General features: G+C 65.2%; 16 protein-coding genes. 9 read left to right on the forward strand and 7 right to left on the reverse strand.

The genetic code is table 11. The features are described 5' to 3' along the window. Window positions 1-211: 211 nt before the first annotated feature. The 3 genes from P6U24_RS20805 to P6U24_RS20815 are packed head-to-tail and all read right to left on the reverse strand — an operon-like array spanning window position 212 to window position 2675. Window positions 212-1210, reverse strand: coding sequence for an MBL fold metallo-hydrolase (locus P6U24_RS20805; RefSeq protein WP_407154379.1), 999 nt, complete (start codon window positions 1208-1210; stop codon window positions 212-214). Continuing rightward, window positions 1207-1668: a hypothetical protein gene (locus P6U24_RS20810; RefSeq protein WP_407154380.1), complete on the reverse strand. Its 462-nt coding sequence runs from the start codon at window positions 1666-1668 to the stop codon at window positions 1207-1209. The genes P6U24_RS20805 and P6U24_RS20810 overlap by 4 nt, the downstream gene beginning before the upstream one ends. Window positions 1669-1682: 14 nt before the next feature. Beyond that, on the reverse strand, window positions 1683-2675 hold the full coding sequence (locus P6U24_RS20815; RefSeq protein WP_407154381.1) for a glycerophosphodiester phosphodiesterase family protein: 993 nt from the start codon (window positions 2673-2675) through the stop codon (window positions 1683-1685). A gap of 63 nt (window positions 2676-2738) precedes the next feature. Here P6U24_RS20815 and P6U24_RS20820 point away from each other — a divergent pair, with 63 nt between their 5' ends. Then, window positions 2739-3167: a GFA family protein gene (locus P6U24_RS20820; protein WP_407154382.1), complete on the forward strand. Its 429-nt coding sequence runs from the start codon at window positions 2739-2741 to the stop codon at window positions 3165-3167. Between the two features lie 25 nt (window positions 3168-3192). Here P6U24_RS20820 and P6U24_RS20825 read toward each other — a convergent pair whose 3' ends face one another. After that, the gene (locus P6U24_RS20825; RefSeq protein ID WP_407154383.1) at window positions 3193-3504 is read right to left on the reverse strand and encodes a hypothetical protein; all 312 of its coding nucleotides are present in this window, start codon (window positions 3502-3504) and stop codon (window positions 3193-3195) included. Window positions 3505-3508: 4 nt separating this feature from the next. Further along, window positions 3509-4270, reverse strand: a complete 762-nt coding sequence (locus P6U24_RS20830; RefSeq protein WP_407154384.1) for a DUF899 domain-containing protein — start codon at window positions 4268-4270, stop codon at window positions 3509-3511. 440 nt (window positions 4271-4710) lie between these two features. On the opposite strand from P6U24_RS20830, the gene P6U24_RS20835 reads away from it, so the two are divergent. From P6U24_RS20835 to P6U24_RS20850, 4 genes are all read left to right on the forward strand, one after another. Next, window positions 4711-5388 carry a response regulator gene (locus tag P6U24_RS20835; RefSeq protein WP_407154385.1) on the forward strand — a complete coding sequence of 226 codons (678 nt, stop codon included), beginning with the start codon at window positions 4711-4713 and terminating at the stop codon, window positions 5386-5388. Window positions 5389-5578: 190 nt separating this feature from the next. After that, window positions 5579-6091, forward strand: a complete 513-nt coding sequence (locus tag P6U24_RS20840) for a hypothetical protein (protein ID WP_407154386.1) — start codon at window positions 5579-5581, stop codon at window positions 6089-6091. Between the two features lie 11 nt (window positions 6092-6102). Next, window positions 6103-7113, forward strand: coding sequence for a cytochrome-c peroxidase (locus tag P6U24_RS20845; RefSeq protein WP_407154387.1), 1011 nt, complete (start codon window positions 6103-6105; stop codon window positions 7111-7113). A gap of 10 nt (window positions 7114-7123) precedes the next feature. Beyond that, entirely contained in the window at window positions 7124-9643 is a 2520-nt protein-coding gene (locus tag P6U24_RS20850; protein ID WP_407154388.1) for a two-component system VirA-like sensor kinase, read from the forward strand. 36 nt (window positions 9644-9679) lie between these two features. On the opposite strand, the gene P6U24_RS20855 is transcribed toward P6U24_RS20850, so the two are convergent. Next, window positions 9680-10030 carry a Lin0512 family protein gene (locus P6U24_RS20855; protein ID WP_407154389.1) on the reverse strand — a complete coding sequence of 117 codons (351 nt, stop codon included), beginning with the start codon at window positions 10028-10030 and terminating at the stop codon, window positions 9680-9682. Between the two features lie 117 nt (window positions 10031-10147). Between P6U24_RS20855 and P6U24_RS20860 the strand changes: the two genes are divergently transcribed. Next, complete coding sequence (locus P6U24_RS20860) at window positions 10148-10633, forward strand: nucleoside deaminase (protein WP_407154390.1); 486 nt, start codon at window positions 10148-10150, stop codon at window positions 10631-10633. Between the two features lie 207 nt (window positions 10634-10840). On the opposite strand, the gene P6U24_RS20865 is transcribed toward P6U24_RS20860, so the two are convergent. Beyond that, window positions 10841-11950, reverse strand: a complete 1110-nt coding sequence (locus tag P6U24_RS20865) for a hypothetical protein (protein WP_407154391.1) — start codon at window positions 11948-11950, stop codon at window positions 10841-10843. Window positions 11951-12532: 582 nt separating this feature from the next. Between P6U24_RS20865 and P6U24_RS20870 the strand changes: the two genes are divergently transcribed. The 3 genes from P6U24_RS20870 to P6U24_RS20880 are packed head-to-tail and all read left to right on the forward strand — an operon-like array spanning window position 12533 to window position 16077. Then, the gene (locus P6U24_RS20870; protein ID WP_407154392.1) at window positions 12533-14104 is read left to right on the forward strand and encodes an ABC transporter ATP-binding protein; all 1572 of its coding nucleotides are present in this window, start codon (window positions 12533-12535) and stop codon (window positions 14102-14104) included. Beyond that, window positions 14088-15173 (forward strand): ABC transporter permease, encoded by a 1086-nt coding sequence (locus P6U24_RS20875; protein WP_407154393.1) that lies wholly within the window; start codon window positions 14088-14090, stop codon window positions 15171-15173. Before P6U24_RS20870 ends, P6U24_RS20875 begins: the two co-directional genes overlap by 17 nt. Beyond that, window positions 15160-16077 (forward strand): ABC transporter permease, encoded by a 918-nt coding sequence (locus P6U24_RS20880; protein WP_407154394.1) that lies wholly within the window; start codon window positions 15160-15162, stop codon window positions 16075-16077. Before P6U24_RS20875 ends, P6U24_RS20880 begins: the two co-directional genes overlap by 14 nt. Window positions 16078-16098: the final 21 nt, after the last annotated feature.

Below are 16098 nucleotides of genomic sequence, written 5' to 3' on the forward strand. Positions count from 1 at the left end.
GAGGAGCGATTCCAAAGTCACGATCTATGTATGAGCTTCCGCTGTCATCGTCCGCGAAGGCGGACGATCCAGTACGCCGTGACGTTTCGGTTCGATCTCTTCTGCCGCGGAGTACTGGATGCTCCGCCTGCGCGGAGCATGACAGCGTTGGAGATGGCGAGGAATCACCCCATTCACCGACAGCCGATTTCAAGGAACGCCAGTCTAGTGCTCACGTCGGCGAGGCAACGGCGAATGCCGCTTCCGCCTCGCGCCGCAGCCGTTCCGGATCTTCGAGATAGCGCGGCGAATAATGGAAGGTGGTGAGGCGCTTGACGCCAGCATGACGCGCGAGCTTGCCGGCCTGCACCGCGGTGAGATGTCGGCGCTCACGCGCGACGTCCTCATCCGCAGCGGCGAAAGCCGCCTCGACGAACAGATGATCTGCGTTGCGCGCCAGCGCGATGATGTTATCGACATTCTCACGCGTGAACGCCGCATCCGTGACATAGGCGATGCGCTGCCCGGGACCGCTTTTGAGGACATGCTCCCGCAAGCGGCCGAGCGGCTCGATCCGGCCCTGACCGACATCGATAGGCGTCTCGTCCGGCTCGCCGCGCCGGACCGCCCTCTTGGCGGCGTTCAGCCAGGGGCCGACCTTAAGACCGAGCCGCGCGACGCCTTCCGTCCAGACGTTGACCCGCAGCGATTCCTGCAAAGCGAAGGCCAGGCAGGGAATGTCGTGCTGCAGGGTCCGTGCCTCGATCTGCACCTCGCCGTCATCGAATACGATGTTGTCAGGCAAGGCGTCGCCCGGCATGGCGTGCTGCCGGAATGCCTGCCGCGCCCGGAAGACCGCGAAAGCACCGAGCCGATCGCTCACGAATTCGCCTACCACGATGCTGAGATCGGCCGAGTGGTCGTCGAGCAGATTCCACTCGTAGGCGGCAAGCTTGGCCGCAACGCCGTCGATCAGGCCGGGCGGACCGACCAACCGCAGGGTGTCGGCATGGCCGAGATGAATCCGCAGCAGCCGGTCGAAGCCGGAGAAATGATCCATATGGCGGTGGCTGACGAACACCTGGCGCACCCGCGTCAGCTCGCGCGCCGAAAGCGGTGAGAGATCACCGAGATCGAACAGCATCGCCCGACGACCGAAGCGGAAGTCGATGTAGAGCCCGGGATCGCCGAAGACATCGTTGATCAGCCGTGGCTGATCCAGCACGCTCATGGTGGCAGAGCTATCGGCGGCAGCAGCGCCGCGCGGCGTCGCACCGCGCTAGCGAGAGCGCAACTGCCGGGCTCCTGCGTCCTTGAACGCCGCTTCCACCACGGTGGCGTCATCGCCGTGACAATCGACCGAGACCTCGACTGCCCCCTCGAGTTCGGGCCGACCGCGCTTGGCAACTCCGGGATGCCCGCTCTCAATACGGGATGCCCGCTCTCAATATCCGCTCCGGCCAATTCGGTGCCGGCGCTGTTGGCGCGTCCCTGCGCCTGGATGAAAACATCGGTGCGCGCGATGCCATGTTCCTGAACCAGATGCTCGACGGCCAGCTCGGCCTGCCGGCGGGTCGAAAAACTGCCGATGATGGTCCGCTCCATATCGTCCTCCACGTGCACGAGTGTCGAACGCAACGACTGCACCAGTGTTCCATTCAGGGCGTCAGAACGGCTCGGGCGGCACACCGCTTCTATCCGCGTCAGTCGGGACCCCGGTCAGCCCGCCGCACCAGTGGCGCAACCGTCTCGATCTCGTTGGTCATGATGCCGCCGGAAAAGCGCGACGGCAGACGCGCGATATCATCGGGCGTATCTATGCCTGTAGAGAACTCGCCGCCGTGATAGGGGCCGATGACAAAGACGCGGCTGCCGGCGCGACGCATGCGCTGCTGGAAACGCTCCGGCCAGCCCCACAGCCACGGCGCCACGTTGATCGGCACCAGCACCATCGTCCCCCGGCAGGCTCGCGGCATGATTCCGCTCCAGCCAAGCCCGATATAACGGAGCAGGCAGGATTTTAACGTCGCGCGCGACATCGCCCTGAGGCCGGGCAGCGCGGCCTGCAACGTGGCGATCGGCTGATCGCCGCCATAGACCATCAACCGGTCGCGCTGCTCCGCAGGCAGCGGCCGCAGCGCATCAGCCAGCAGCCGTCCCTCCGCGGGGTCGTTGCTCTTGACATTGATCAGAAACGATCTGTCTGGAAAGGTGGCCAGCACCTCGTCGAGCGAGGGCATCAAGCCGACGCCTTTGCCGCGAAACGGAAAGGTCCTGCCGCCATCGGCGGTGTAGCCATAGCCGATGTCGAGCTTGTGCAGTTCGCTCATGGCGTGCTCGCGGGTAACGCCGTGGCCCTCGGTACGGCAGTCGAGGGTCCAGTCATGAAAGACCGCAAAGGTCCCGTCGGTGGTCGGATGCACGTCGAATTCGACAATATCGGCGCCAGCGGCGAAGCTCGCGCGCATCGAGGCGATAGTATTTTCCAGATAGGCATGGGTCGGCGGCAGCATGCGCGCGGCGGTGCAGGTGTCGTTGGTCAGGCCGGCGCGGTCGAACCGCTGAGAGATGCCGCGATGCGCCAGCAAGGACGGCCGGCCGGGCGCTGACGTGACGAGGAGATTGGTGTTGTTGAGGAATACGAATGCGGCGCAGGCCAGCACGGCCGCACCGATGACTCGCCAAGGATGACGCATGATCTTGCTTCTTGTGGCGCGACCGCCGAGGAAAATCACAAAGAGAGATCACAAGGTGTCGACATGATGACGACGATCCCGGTCCCCTCGCGCCGCCTCACCGGCCACTGCCTTTGCGGCACCGTCGCCTATGAGGTCACAGACGCCTTCGAATACGCCATGAATTGCCATTGCTCCCAGTGCCGGCGCGCGACCGGCTCCGCTTTCAAGCCCTTTGCCGGCATCAAGCGCGAGCATCTTGCGATCACTCACGGTCAGGACGCCGCCTTGATCTACGGCGAGGCCGCCGCTGCGCATGACGTGCATTGCGGCCGTTGCGGCTCGCTGCTCTTCTCTGTCGTCCGCGACGGTGCTTACGCCCATGTCACCATGGGGACGCTGGCGGATGTCCCGAGCATCCGGCCTTCGATGCACATCTTCGTCGCCTCGAAGGCGTCATGGCACGAGATCACCGACGATCTGCCACAGTACGCGCGGTTTCCCGAGAGCTGATCACGTTAACAAGCCGCATCGGTAGCTATGGGTCCCCGCTCGCGCTGCGCTTGGCCGGGACGACGGGTGGGGAGCGATGGCTGCTCTCCAGGAGCTGGGCGACGAGCCTCAACCAGGGCGCAGCGTGGAAGATGCTCATCAGCAGATACATCGGGGCCATTCCGCCGAGCGACCACGGCGCGTGGGCCGCCGAGCAGAGCATATCCGCACCTCCATCATGGGAGAGACCCGTCACCAGCGCCATCAATGCGAAGCTGGGGGTTGCTGCCAGGCCGAGCCAGCCGAACGTCATGGCTTGTGGCCTGCTGCGAGACATCATCGCGTCGGTCACGCTCATGATCTCAACCCGCCGCATATTCGTCATGACGGCGCCACCAGGCTCCGCTCTCATTGCGGCCCTTCGGAGCGCGATCGAGCCACTGATAGGCGCCCCACAGGCTATCGAGACCGCGCGCATAGGTCGAATAGGTGTGATAGATCGCGCCATCCTCGCGGACGAAGGCGCTCATGCCGGGGCGGTCGCGCATGAATGTCGGCGCGTCGGTGCCGCAGCTCGCCGCGAACTGGCGCACCGGCTGCGGCAGCTTTGCGAGATCGCCGGGCGGCGTGGCCCGGTAGTTGTATTCGGCGCCGCCTGTGCGCTGCTGCTCCTCCGTAAGCGAGACGTTGAAATCGAAGTTGAAGTCGCCGCCATGCGAGGAAGCCCAGGGGAATGTCCAGCCCATGCGCCGCTTATATTCCTGCAGCTTGGCCAGCGGCGCCCGCGACACCGCCCAGAGCATCACGTCGTGATTGGCAAGATGGACAGCGAAGCCGTTAAAGCCATCGGCGATCATCGAGCAGGACGGACAGCCGGCCTTGTAATCGGGACCGAACATGAAGTGATAGATCAGAAGCTGCGAGCGGCCGGCGAACAGGTCGCCGAGGGACGCGGGGCCGTCGTCGGTGTCGAAGCGATAGTCCTTGTCGACCTTGACCCAGGGAAGCGCCTGGCGCCGCTGCGCCAGTTCGTCGCTTTGCCGCGTCAGCTCCTTCTCGGCCTCGAGCAGCGCGATGCGCGCCGCCAGCCACTCTTGGCGTGTCCCAATCACATGCTTGGTCATCGGCTTCAACCCTTCGTGATGATCGTCGCCGCCAAGACTAGGACGGTGCGAACTACCAGCGAGAGTTACAAGTGTGTCGGGATTGCGAGACGCGCGTCGCGCGTCCATCCGGCCGAATTCGTGCCGCTATTGAATTACAGTTGTAATACCGCACGAATTTTTTCTGTTTATCACTTTGGAATCGCTCCAGACCCCTATACCGGTGTGAAACAGATCATATCTCTGTCGCCGAAACGTGTGCTGCAACGCGAAATTGCGTGTCTTATGAGGGGCGCCGGGGGCGGCGGAGATTTTTCATGCGAGAACGGGCCGATGGCCAGGAGACAACAACTTCGGACAGCCAGCTCAACAAGGATTTCGAAGCGCTTGCGCAACCGGCCGCAGGCAACAGCGCGGACAAGAAGGCGCCAACCTGCCTCGTCATCGAGGATGACAGCACGATGCGCCATCTCGTCACCAGCTATCTGGAGGATCACGACATCCGCGCGTTTGCCGCGGGCAGGCGCGATGAAGTCGCGGGGCTGTTGGCGCGCTGCCGCCCCGATCTGGTGGTGCTTGATCTGAGGCTCGGTCAGGACGACGGCCTCGACCTGTTGCGCGAGATCCGTACCAAGTCCGACGTTCCGGTGATCATCACCACCGGCCATCGTCGCGATGAGATCGATCGCGTGGTGGGGCTAGAGCTCGGCGCCGACGACTACATCACCAAGCCATTCGGCTTGCGTGAGCTGCTGGCGCGGATTCGGGCCGTGCTGCGGCGTCGGGAGGCCGGCCAGACCGTGGCCCAGCGCGAGATGGAAAAGGGGCGCGTCCGGTTCGGCAATTGGCAGCTCGACCGCCGCAATCGTCTGCTGACCAATTCGGCGGGCGAACCGGTCAGCCTCAGCAAGGGCGAGTACGCGCTGCTGATCGCGTTTCTCAATGCGCCGCAACGGCCGCTGTCGCGCGAGCACCTGTTGCAGGCGACGCGCATTCACGAAGACGTCTTCGACCGCAGCATCGACGTCCAGGTGCTGCGCCTGCGCCGCAAGCTCGAACAGGACCCGAGCACGCCGTCGCTGATCCGGACCGAACGCGGCGTCGGCTACGTCTTCACCCTGCCCGTCGTGCAGGTGTGATGAGGTCCGTCGCACGCGGCCGATGAAGCCCGCATTGCCTCGACAGCACCAACGAAGGCCGGCTGCCGTGATCGTCGAAGCGTCGGCAGCCAGTGGGATTACGCCCGTAACCAGAATCCGGTTTCGGGGAATGTTGCGGAAACATCCGGCCCGCAGGGTCGCCCGATCAAGCCTTGTTCGGGAGTCCCTGATGTCCTGTGCCAAGCCATTGCCCGGCAGCCGATCATTCTCCGTCGTTGCATCCAGCTCGAATGCGCCGGCTCCCCGTGGCACCCACGGCATCCGGTCCTCGCGGCGCGCCATTCCGGCGATGGTGACCTGGCTGATGCTGGAGATGCTGGCGCACTTCACCGTGGACGTCACACGCGTGGTGGCCAAGGCCGTGCTTGTTGGCCTCTCCTGGCTGCTCTCGGAATTTCTTGCCGGATGCGCCGTTTACGCCGAGGCGATGTATCCGGTGCCAATCGCCACCGACCACCGCGACAACTCCGGCGATCAGGCGGTGCCAGCGCCGGCCGCCGTCGTGCCGCGCCCGCGCCTGGTGGTCGTGTCCGATACGACACGAACGACGCCGGTGCGCGAGATGACGAGGCTGGTCGAGGTGACCGGGCCGGCCGCCGTTCGCGATCGAGCCACAAGGCAGGTGGAGATCGTCCGCTCCGCCAGGGCGCCGGCTGCACGGCGCAACAACAGGCCGCGATGATTGATGAAATCATGCCATCCGGATGGCGAAGCCGTCCCATCCTTCGTCTACTCGTTGGGCTCGGCATTGCCACGCTGCTCGCGGCTGCGATCGTCGCAGACATGCTGGCGGCGCAAACACCGCCGGTCTCAGACCTGCCGCCGCCGATCAGGGGCGTCGCCGACCAGGAGCCGATCACACCGATCCCGCCGCCACCGCCGGTCGATCCGCGCAAACGCGCGCTCGGCGAGCGCCTGTTCAGCGATGTCCGGCTGTCGGCCAAGGGCGACTTCGCCTGCTCGTCCTGCCATGACCTTCGCACCAATGGCGCCGGCGGCCGCGCAGCCAAGAAGGGGCCGGGCAGCGCTTCACCCGGCAATGGCAATCCGCCGCTCGATACGCTCAGCGTGTTCAACGCCTCGCTTAGTTTCCGGCTGGACTGGGAAGGCGGCTTTCGAACGCTCACGGCGCAGGCCGAGGCATCGATCGAAAATCCGGGCAGCATGGATACCGATGTCGCGACGGTAGCCTCCAAGCTGGCCACCGATCCCGACATCACCGGCCAGTTCTTCGCCGCCTATGGCCGCGCGCCCGATCACGACAACGTTCTCGACGCGCTGACGACGTTCGAGCGCACCCTGCTGACGCCCGGCAGCCGTTTCGACCGCTGGCTCGACGGAGACGCAGCGGCTCTCACCGCCGACGAGCTCGAGGGCTATCGACTGTTCAAGTCGTTCGGTTGCTCATCCTGCCATCAGGGCGTCAATATCGGCGCCAATCTGTTTCAGCGGCAAGGCGTGTTTCGCCCATTGGTGCGCACCGGCCCGAAAGTCGTGCGCGTGCCGAGCCTGCGCAACGTGGCTACCACGGCGCCCTACTTCCATGACGGCAGCGCCGCGACGCTTGAAGAAGCGGTGAGGCGGATGGCGGCCGCGCAGCTCGACCGGACGCTCACCGATCAGCAGGTGGGGCTGCTCGTGGCTTTCCTGAAAACGTTGACCGGCAACTATCGCGGCTCGCCCGTCGTGGGAGCTGCGCCATGAGGGCCCTGTCATGAAAGCAGCCCCCGCCGCGGCGATCGTGGCCATCCTGGTCGCCCTGCTGACCTGGTTCTCGGTGCATGCCTCCAACTGGGAAGCGGAGACGTTCGATCAGGCCTTCGCCGAGGTAGGCCGGTTCGAGATGATCGAGAACGCACTCTACCGGCATGTCTTCACGGCGCGCGCCGGCATGCTGCGCAATTACGATCCGCTCGTCGAAGACATCAACAGCTTGCGCGATTCATCGCATCGCCTGCGCGAGATGTCCGCGGCCAACGCCGAGGCGCTGGCCGCGTGCGACAGGATCGCGACGATGGTGGAGCGTCAGGAGGAGCTGGTCGAGCGTTTCAAGACCGAGAACGCGCTGCTGCACAACTCGCTGTCCTTCTTCGGGCGGTTCGGCGTTCATCCGCCGTCGCCCGAACTTGATTCGAGCATCAGCGCCGCCGCGGCAGCCATCCTGCACCTCGCGCTCGACACCTCGCCCTCCTCCGTCAATGACGTCAAGGACCGTCTTTCCGAGCTCGAGCAGCGCGCCCGCGAGACGAACCTTGCCGATTCGGTCGAGGCCCTGCTCGCTCACGGACGGCTGCTCAATCAGCTTCTGCCATCGGTCGACAACACGCTGAAAGCGTTGCATCGGCTGTCACAGCGCCAGGAGCAGGACCGTCTGCGCGCCACGATCATGGGACGCCAGCTCGCCTCGCGCGCAACGGCGCGCTGGTACCGGGGATTGCTCTACGGCACCTCGCTGCTGCTCGTGGCGTTCCTGGTCAATCTCGGCCTGCGGCTGCGCGCGAATGCCAAGGCGCTGAAGCGCCGGGCTGCCTTCGAGCATGTCATCGCGGGAATCTCGATGCGCTTCATCACCGCCGATCCGCGGACGCTCGGCGCCGAGATCGATCGCGCCCTGGCCGACATGTGCGCGCTCATCGGTCCGGATCGCGCTTATTTCGTGATGAGCGGCCAGACCCCGCGCATTCAGGTCTGGCAACGGCCGGGCATGGCGGCACCAGCCGGCTGGCCGGAACGCGCGCCGGAGCTCGCGGCGCTGATCGGCGGCGGGCGCGACGTCGTGATCCATATTCCGCGGGTTCAGCGCATGCCGACCGGAGACCACAAGCGGGCTCTGCTCGATGTCGGTCTTGGCGGTTGGGCCTGCGTCTCGCGGGTCGAGGAAAATGGCGTTCGTGTCGCGCTCGGCTTCGATGCGGTCGGCCGGCCCTGCCAGGTGTCGGAGGACGGCGAGCTCTCGCTGCTCAGCATGGCGCTCGATGCCATCATCCAGGCCGTGACGCGCCATGCGATGGAAGAAGAGCGCGCGCGGCTGGAAGCGCGCCTGCAACAGGCGCAGCGGATGGAGCAGATCGGCTTCTTCACCAGCGGCATCGCGCATAATTTCAACAACATCCTGGGCGGCATCCTCGGCCACTCCGAGGTCATCGAGGAGCATGTCGGCGCGGACGCCAAGCTGGTGCGCAACCTCGGTGCTATCAGGCGCAGCGCCGAGCGGGCGCGCGATCTTGTCGACCAGATCCTGGTGTTCGGCCGCCGTCGCAATGCCGGCCGCAAGCCGCTCAGTGTCGGCGCGCTGGTCGCCGAGGCCGCCTCGCTGCTCGACGTCTCGCTGCCCGCATCGATCGAGCTCGTCATTCGCCAGCCGCCCACCGCGGCGATTGTCGCCGGCGATCACACCAAGCTGCAGCAGGTGCTGCTCAATCTCTGCCGCAACGCCGCCAACGCGGTGCATGACCGTGGCCGCATCGAGGTCGCGACCGAGTTGCACGAGGTCGACAAGCCCCGCGCGCTGAGCCACGACGAGATCGATCCCGGCCAATATGTCTGCATCTCCGTCACCGACACCGGCCTTGGCATGGACGAGACGATGCTGAGCCGCATCTTCGAACCGTTCTTCACCACCCGTCCGGCCGGCAACGGCCTTGGGCTTGCCACCGTGCGCGAGATCGTCCGCGAGCATGGCGGCGCGCTGAACGTGCAGAGCAAGCCCGGCGAAGGCAGCCGGTTCGAGATCTGGCTGCCGCGGGTGTCAGCGACGCTGCCGGCTTCCTCCGATCCCGGCCAGACCGGCCGTCCGAAAGGCAATGGCGAGACTGTGATGCTCGCCGCCCAGGGCAACGACAACGTGCTGCGCAACGAGGAGGTGCTGGCGGCGCTGGGCTATGAGCCGGTCGGCTTCGGCACCGCCGAGTCCGCGCTCGCCGCGGCGCGGACCAGTCCGAACCGCTTCGACATCGTGGTCGTCGGCCATTCCGGCTCGGCCACGGCATCGCTCAAGCTGGCCGCGACCCTGCACGGCCTGCTGCCACGCGTTCCGATCGTGCTCGCCACCAAGGCTGCCCTCGAGATCGGCGCCGACAGGCTGGTGAATGCCGGCATCGTCGACGTCGTGCGCTGGCCGCTGCTTGCCGACGAGATCGCGCTTGCGCTCGCGCATGGCGCGATGCTCGGCCGCAACACCAACGTCACCGCGCCGTCGCCGTACCGTGCGCCGCCAGCCGCATCCCTGCACTGATCGACGACCACTGCTCCAATGCAGTGCTCACATCCCCTACGACGCCTTGCCGTCGTCGAGGCTGACCAGCACCGCGGCATTGGCCATGATGATCGCATCACCGCCGGACTCGGCCGGAATCTCGAGCCCGCCCTTGACGGCTGTCACGGTCACCGTGCCATAAGGCAGCTCCTTGGCGACCGCGGCGGTATCGACCGCCTCCGGGTTCGGCACGCCGATGGTGACGTCGACGAACATGTCATGCGGCGTCTTGCCGACGAAACGGAAGAAGCCAAGGCTGGAATGGCGGATGGCGTCGGACACTGCGCGCTTCGCCGCCTTGGTGGCATCCCGGCCATGGACGTCGACGCCCATGCCCATCTCCGTGATACAACGCACACGCGCCATGGTCTTCTCCTTCAATGATTCCACCGGCACGTTAGTCGCCCGGATTTCCTTGGACAACAGCCTGCCCTGAAGCGCAGAATCGCGCCACGGAGATGGGGCATGGCGAACGGAGCATCAATGCCGGCACAGTGCGATCGCGACGAAGACTTGCTGCGCCGGACGTTCGCGGTGGCGCGGCGCTCGCTCACCCACGGCAACCATCCCTTCGCGGCGATCCTGGTCGATCAGCAGGGCCAGGTGCTGATCGAAATGGAAAACGGCTACATGCCGGCGCGCGACAGCACGGCACATGCCGAGCGGCTGCTGGCGACGGAGGCCTGCAGGACGCTGACCGACGACATCAGGGCGACGGCGACGCTCTATTCCTCTGCCGAACCCTGCGCGATGTGCGCCGGTGCGATTTACTGGGCCGGCATCGGCCGCGTGGTCTATGGCCTCAGCGAGCGGCGGCTGCGCCTGCTGACCGGCGATCATCCGGAGAACCCCACCCTGGACCTGCCGTGCCGCGAAGTCTTCAGCAGAGGGCAGCGTCCGACCGAGGTGATTGGCCCGCTGTTGGGGGATGAAGCTGAGGCCGTGCACGAAGGCGTCTGGCAGCGATAGCGCTCATGCCAAGGCAAATGGCGCCGCGCATAAAATGCGCGACGCCACCGCCCGCCGCCCAGCCTGTTTCGATCAGGCCTTAGAGCATGATCCGGAAAAGTGGAAACCGGTTTTCCCTCGCGACAAACGCCGAAGGCGTTTGCGCGGAGATCATGCTCAATCAAAGAGATGAGATCATGATGCGATTCCTTCTAATCGCATCATGACCTAGAACTTCACGGTCACGCCGCCATACACCGTCTCCTCGGTGCAGGTGTGATTGCTCACGCCGGGCGAGACGTTGCAGACACCACTGGTCTTGTGATCGATGCCGAACTTGTTCTGCCAGTAGCGATACGCCACCCAGAGATCGACAAAGTGCGAATACTTCGCACCCCATACCGCCTTGCTGGCGTCGAAGGTGAGGCGGATCGGCTCCGAGTTGAGCTCGATCGCCGTGTTCACGCCGACCAGCGGATTGTTCTCATAGCCCTTCTTGCCATACCAGCCGGCGCGGCCGCTGATCGACCAGAACTGCATGTTCTCCGGCAGGAAGCCGAGATCCATGTAGTAATTGACCTCGACCGCCCAGGTCGGATCGAAGCTGCGGTTGCCGTCGGTCAGGCAGTTGGCGCCGGCATTCGGATAAGGAATGGTGCCGGCGAAGCCGCCGCCGCACTGGGTGAAGGCGTTGCGATTGTGAAACTCCCAATACATCAGGGGCGCAACGTCGACATAGCCCTTGTAGGGCAGGTCGAACGCGAACTGCAGGCCGGCGACGACGTCGCGCTTGGCCGGCGACAGATAGTTGTTCTCGGTGTTGGCATCCATGCCGACCTCGAGCGAGATGTCGTGCAGCGGGCCGTAGCTGAATGCCTTGGTGTTGAAGATCGAGTTGCCGCTGAAGGTCGAGCGGAACAGGCCGTAGATCTCGGTTGCGCCTTCGCAGGACGCCGGCGTCGCAATACCGGTGCCCGGATTGAAGATCACGCCGGCATTGGTGCAGGGGTTGGCCGGATCATTATGATCCGACTTGAGCGCCGAGATCGTGAAGAAGTTGGTGCCGTACTGCCAGAGATCGAAATGGGTAAAGGAGTAGACCTGCTTGGCCGTCGTGCCGTTGATGCTGCCGTTCGGCCGGACCGAGAACACGCCGGGATCGGTGCCCTTCGGCATCCAGGAAAACGTGACGCGATCGTCGATCACCAGGAAGAACGGCAGGTCCGCCGCCTTCTTGGCTGCCTTGACCGGCAGGTCGGCTGCCCCCGCCAAACCTGTAGAAGCAAAGGCAGCCACCGCCAGCATGGCGGCCGTTATCATCGCGCGGCGAAACGACATCTTCCAGCACCCCCGAGTCAGTAACGACTGATTCAAGCTTTGTTGTTCGGAGAGTTGCGCCGATTGTGAAACGCAGGAAGCCTCAAGTTTCTTCAGCACCTGCCGCAGCTTTGACCAAGCCGACGGACCTGTCGTCGCGCTTTGCCTGCGATCAGACTTCCACGTAGCGAGGCTAATAGTTGTTGTGAGAGCTGGCCCGATTTCGGGTTTTCGTAGTTCATATTGCTGAGATTTTCTGGCTGGCCGGACTCCGCTCAGCGCTATGCGGCGATTGTCATTGCCGACGAAAACTCGGGAGGCGCGGCGTTGAGATGATGCTGCTCATCCAACAAGCAGCCCTGCCCTCGCAGGCGGAATTGCCGCGACTGTCGCAAATCTGCAACATGCCATCGCCGCAATCCGGATGCGCCCGGATACCGCTCACGCAATCCCGCGGCGGGCGCGCAGCGGCTACGCGAGCTTGCTGCGCAAGCCGGGATTTGAGCACAAACTGAGCAGGTGATGGCGCGTTTCGCCTCTTACCTGCCCGAGCGATTTAGCTCAGAATTGAGGCAGCAAACACTTCTTCAGGCGCGGCAGCGAATGTCAGAGCTCCTCCCCGACGATCCGTCTCCCAGCGACATACCGCTGCTGCAGGCGCTTGGGCTCACCAAGCGCTACGGCGCCTTCGTCGCCAACGATGCGATCGATATCGAGGTCTGCGAGGGACAGATCCACGCGCTGCTCGGCGAGAATGGCGCCGGCAAATCCACCCTGGTGAAGGCGATCTATGGGCTGATCCAGCCTGACAGCGGCGAGCTGCGCTGGCAGGGTCGGCGCCTCGTGCTGGCCGGCCCGGCTCAGGCGCGCGCGCTTGGCATTGGCATGGTGTTCCAGCATTTCTCGCTGTTCGAGAACCTCACCGTCGCGGAGAATGTCGCGCTCGGCCTCGACGGCAGGGAAAGCTTCAAGGCGATGTCGGCGCGCCTCGACGAGGTCGCGCGCGCCTATGGCCTGCCGCTCGATCCGAAGCGCGAGGTCTGGCAGCTCTCGGTCGGCGAACGCCAGCGCATCGAGATCGTCCGCGTGCTGATGCAGAACCCGAAATTCCTGATCCTGGACGAGCCCACCGCGGTGCTGACGCCGCAGGAGGCCGATCAGCTCTTCACCGTGCTCAACCGGCTCAAAGCGGAGGGGCGCGCCATCCTCTACATCAGCCACAAGCTCGAGGAGGTGAAGCTGTTGTGCGACACCGCGACCGTGCTGCGCGCCGGCAAGAAGGTCGCCGCGTGCGACCCACGGCAGGAGACCGCGGCCTCGCTGGCGCGGATGATGGTCGGCACCGAAGTCAAGCAGGTGAAGGCGGCCGGCGCGCGCCGCACCACCGTGCCGCGCCTCGTCGTCAACGACCTTAACCTCGCACCGGAGGATACGCACGGGGTACGGCTGCAGCAGATCTCGCTGGAGCTGAAGGGCGGCGAAATCCTCGGCATCGCCGGGGTTGCCGGCAACGGCCAGGATGAGCTGTTCGCGGCGCTGTCAGGTGAGCGCCTGGCGGGCGAGCCCGGCACCGTCATCATCGACGGCATCGCCTGCGGGCACCTCTCGATCACCCAGCGCCGCAGGCTCGGCGCGGCTTTCGTACCGGAGGAACGGCTCGGGCATGGCACGGCGCCGCGCATGAAGCTGTCGGAGAATGCGCTGCTGACCGGCCACGCCGCCGGCGACATGGTCCACCACGGCTTCGTCGACGCCGCCGCGACCCTGCGCACCGTCGACCGCGCCACCGAGACGTTCGACGTACGCAAGGCCAAGCGCGATCCGGAGGCCGCGAGCCTGTCCGGCGGCAATTTGCAGAAATTCGTCGTCGGCCGCGAAATCCTGCGCGCACCCGCCGTGCTGATCGTCAGTCAGCCGACCTGGGGTGTTGATGCCGGTGCGGCTGCCGTGATCCGCCAGGCGCTGCTCGACCTCGCGGATTCGGGCGCGGCGGTCCTGGTCACCAGCCAGGATCTCGACGAGCTGATCGAGATCGCCGACCGCATCGCGGTGATGTTCCACGGACGGCTGTCGGCATCCTTGTCGCGCGCTGAGGCAACACGCGAAAAGCTCGGCCTGTTGATGGGGGGTAGCAGCATCGCAGACAGGGAGCCTGTATATGCAGCTGGTGCTTGAAAAGCGCCTCGAGCAGTCGCGCGGAATCGCTCTGGTATCGCCGCTGATCGCGATCGGGCTCACGCTCATCACCATGAGCCTTCTGTTCGCCCTGCTCGGCAAGAATCCGCTTCTCGCGCTTGGCGTCTATTTCATCGATCCCCTGACCGACGGCTACTCGCTGCAGGAGATTGCAGTGAAGGCGACGCCGCTGGTGATGATCGCGGTCGGCCTCTCCCTTTGTTATCTTGCCAACGCTTGGAATATTGGCGCCGAAGGCCAGCTCCTGATCGGCGCCGTCGCCGGCAGCTGGATCGCGGTGAAAACCCAGGGCACCGATGCCGGTCACTGGGTGCTGCCGGCGATGCTGCTCGCAGGCGCCGTGGCCGGCGCGCTCTATGCGCTGATCCCGGCGCTCTGCCGGGTCAAGTTCGGCGCCAGCGAAATCCTGACCAGCCTGATGCTGGTCTATATCGCCGAACTCCTGCTCGATTATCTCGTCCGCGGCCCCTGGCGCGATCCGGCCGGCTTCAATTTCCCGACCACCGCCGAATTCGATCCTGTCGCCACCGTGCCGCTGCTGATCGAGGGTGGCCGGTTGCATCTCGGCAGCCTGATCGCTCTCCTCGTCGTTGGCTGCGCCTTCGTCGTGCTCGGCCGGACCATCATGGGATTCGAGATCCGCGTGGTCGGCGCGGCGCCTCGCGCGGCGCGCTTCGCCGGCTTCAACGCCGACCATCTGATCCTGCTCACCTTCGCGATCTCAGGCGCGCTCGCCGGGCTTGCCGGCATCATCGAGGTCGCAGGTCCGATCGGCCATCTGCAGCCCGGCATCTCGCCCGGCTATGGGTTCACCGCGATCATCGTTGCGTTTCTGGGCCGGCTCAACCCGGTTGGAATATTAATTGCAGGATTGTTTCTCGCGTTGACATTCATCGGGGGCGAGCAGGCGCAGATCACCATGAAGATTCCGCTCGATGTAACCAAGGTGTTCCAGGGCATCCTGCTGTTCTACGTGCTCGCCTGCGACTCGTTCATCCTCTACCGCTTCCGTCTGGTCTCGCGACAGGTGACGCATGGACTTGGTTGAAGCGATCGTCCTGTCGGTGCTGGCGGCATCGACCCCGCTGCTGATCGCGGCCACCGGCGAGCTGGTGACCGAGCGCTCCGGCGTGCTCAATCTCGGCGTCGAGGGCATGATGATCGTGGGCGCCGCCTGCGGCTTCGGTGGCGCCTGGGCCAGCGGCTCGATCGTCATCGGCGCGCTGTGCGGCGTCCTGGCGGGCACGGCGCTATCGCTGATCTTCGCGCTCATGACGCTTGCGCTCGCGGTCAACCAGGTCGCGACGGGGCTCGCGCTCACCATTCTCGGCACCGGCCTGTCCGGGCTGATCGGCGCCGGCTTCGTCGGCCAGCGGATCGCGACCGCACCGCATCTCCATATCCCCGGCCTCACCGAGATCCCGCTGCTCGGTCGCATCCTGTTCGGCGAGGACGCCTTCGTCTACCTGTCGCTCGCGCTCATCATCGGCGTTTGGTGGTTTCTCTATCGCAGCCGCGCCGGCCTGATCCTGCGCGCCTGCGGGGACAACCATGTTTCGGCGCATGCGCTCGGCTATCCCGTGCTGCGCATCCGCCTGCTCGCCGTCATGTTCGGCGGCGCCTGTGCCGGGCTTGCCGGCGCTTACCTGCCGCTCGCCTATACGCCCTTCTTCATCCCGGGCATGACGGCAGGCCGCGGCTGGATCGCGCTGGCACTGGTCGTGTTCTCCTCCTGGCGTCCGAGCCGGCTCGTGATCGGCGCCTATCTGTTTGGCGCGGTCACGATCCTGCAGCTGCACGCGCAAGGAGCGGGCATCGGCATTCCCTCGCAATTCATGTCGGCGCTGCCCTATCTCGCCACTGTCATCGTGCTGGTGCTGCTGTCGCGCACGCGCCGCAGCGGCTCGACGGCACCGGCTGCGCTCGGCACCGTGTTCGTGCCTGACAGGTGAAACCAAAATCGTCGGAGCGCG

Source organism: Bradyrhizobium sp. STM 3557 (assembly GCF_045571465.1).
Lineage (GTDB): Bacteria > Pseudomonadota > Alphaproteobacteria > Rhizobiales > Xanthobacteraceae > Bradyrhizobium.

What these genes read in the sequence shown, in the direction of transcription:
- P6U24_RS20815 (WP_407154381.1), bottom strand. Translation starts at nt 2,675, where the DNA reads ATGCGTCATCCTTGGCGAGTCATCGGTGCGGCCGTGCTGGCCTGCGCC.
- P6U24_RS20860 (WP_407154390.1), top strand. Translation starts at nt 10,148, where the DNA reads ATGCCGGCACAGTGCGATCGCGACGAAGACTTGCTGCGCCGGACGTTC.
- P6U24_RS20880 (WP_407154394.1), top strand. Translation starts at nt 15,160, where the DNA reads ATGGACTTGGTTGAAGCGATCGTCCTGTCGGTGCTGGCGGCATCGACC.
- P6U24_RS20830 (WP_407154384.1), bottom strand. Translation starts at nt 4,270, where the DNA reads ATGACCAAGCATGTGATTGGGACACGCCAAGAGTGGCTGGCGGCGCGC.
- P6U24_RS20845 (WP_407154387.1), top strand. Translation starts at nt 6,103, where the DNA reads ATGCCATCCGGATGGCGAAGCCGTCCCATCCTTCGTCTACTCGTTGGG.
- P6U24_RS20850 (WP_407154388.1), top strand. Translation starts at nt 7,124, where the DNA reads ATGAAAGCAGCCCCCGCCGCGGCGATCGTGGCCATCCTGGTCGCCCTG.
- P6U24_RS20840 (WP_407154386.1), top strand. Translation starts at nt 5,579, where the DNA reads ATGTCCTGTGCCAAGCCATTGCCCGGCAGCCGATCATTCTCCGTCGTT.
- P6U24_RS20835 (WP_407154385.1), top strand. Translation starts at nt 4,711, where the DNA reads ATGCGCCATCTCGTCACCAGCTATCTGGAGGATCACGACATCCGCGCG.
- P6U24_RS20825 (WP_407154383.1), bottom strand. Translation starts at nt 3,504, where the DNA reads ATGAGCGTGACCGACGCGATGATGTCTCGCAGCAGGCCACAAGCCATG.
- P6U24_RS20855 (WP_407154389.1), bottom strand. Translation starts at nt 10,030, where the DNA reads ATGGCGCGTGTGCGTTGTATCACGGAGATGGGCATGGGCGTCGACGTC.
- P6U24_RS20820 (WP_407154382.1), top strand. Translation starts at nt 2,739, where the DNA reads ATGATGACGACGATCCCGGTCCCCTCGCGCCGCCTCACCGGCCACTGC.
- P6U24_RS20870 (WP_407154392.1), top strand. Translation starts at nt 12,533, where the DNA reads ATGTCAGAGCTCCTCCCCGACGATCCGTCTCCCAGCGACATACCGCTG.
- P6U24_RS20865 (WP_407154391.1), bottom strand. Translation starts at nt 11,950, where the DNA reads ATGTCGTTTCGCCGCGCGATGATAACGGCCGCCATGCTGGCGGTGGCT.
- P6U24_RS20875 (WP_407154393.1), top strand. Translation starts at nt 14,088, where the DNA reads ATGCAGCTGGTGCTTGAAAAGCGCCTCGAGCAGTCGCGCGGAATCGCT.
- P6U24_RS20805 (WP_407154379.1), bottom strand. Translation starts at nt 1,210, where the DNA reads ATGAGCGTGCTGGATCAGCCACGGCTGATCAACGATGTCTTCGGCGAT.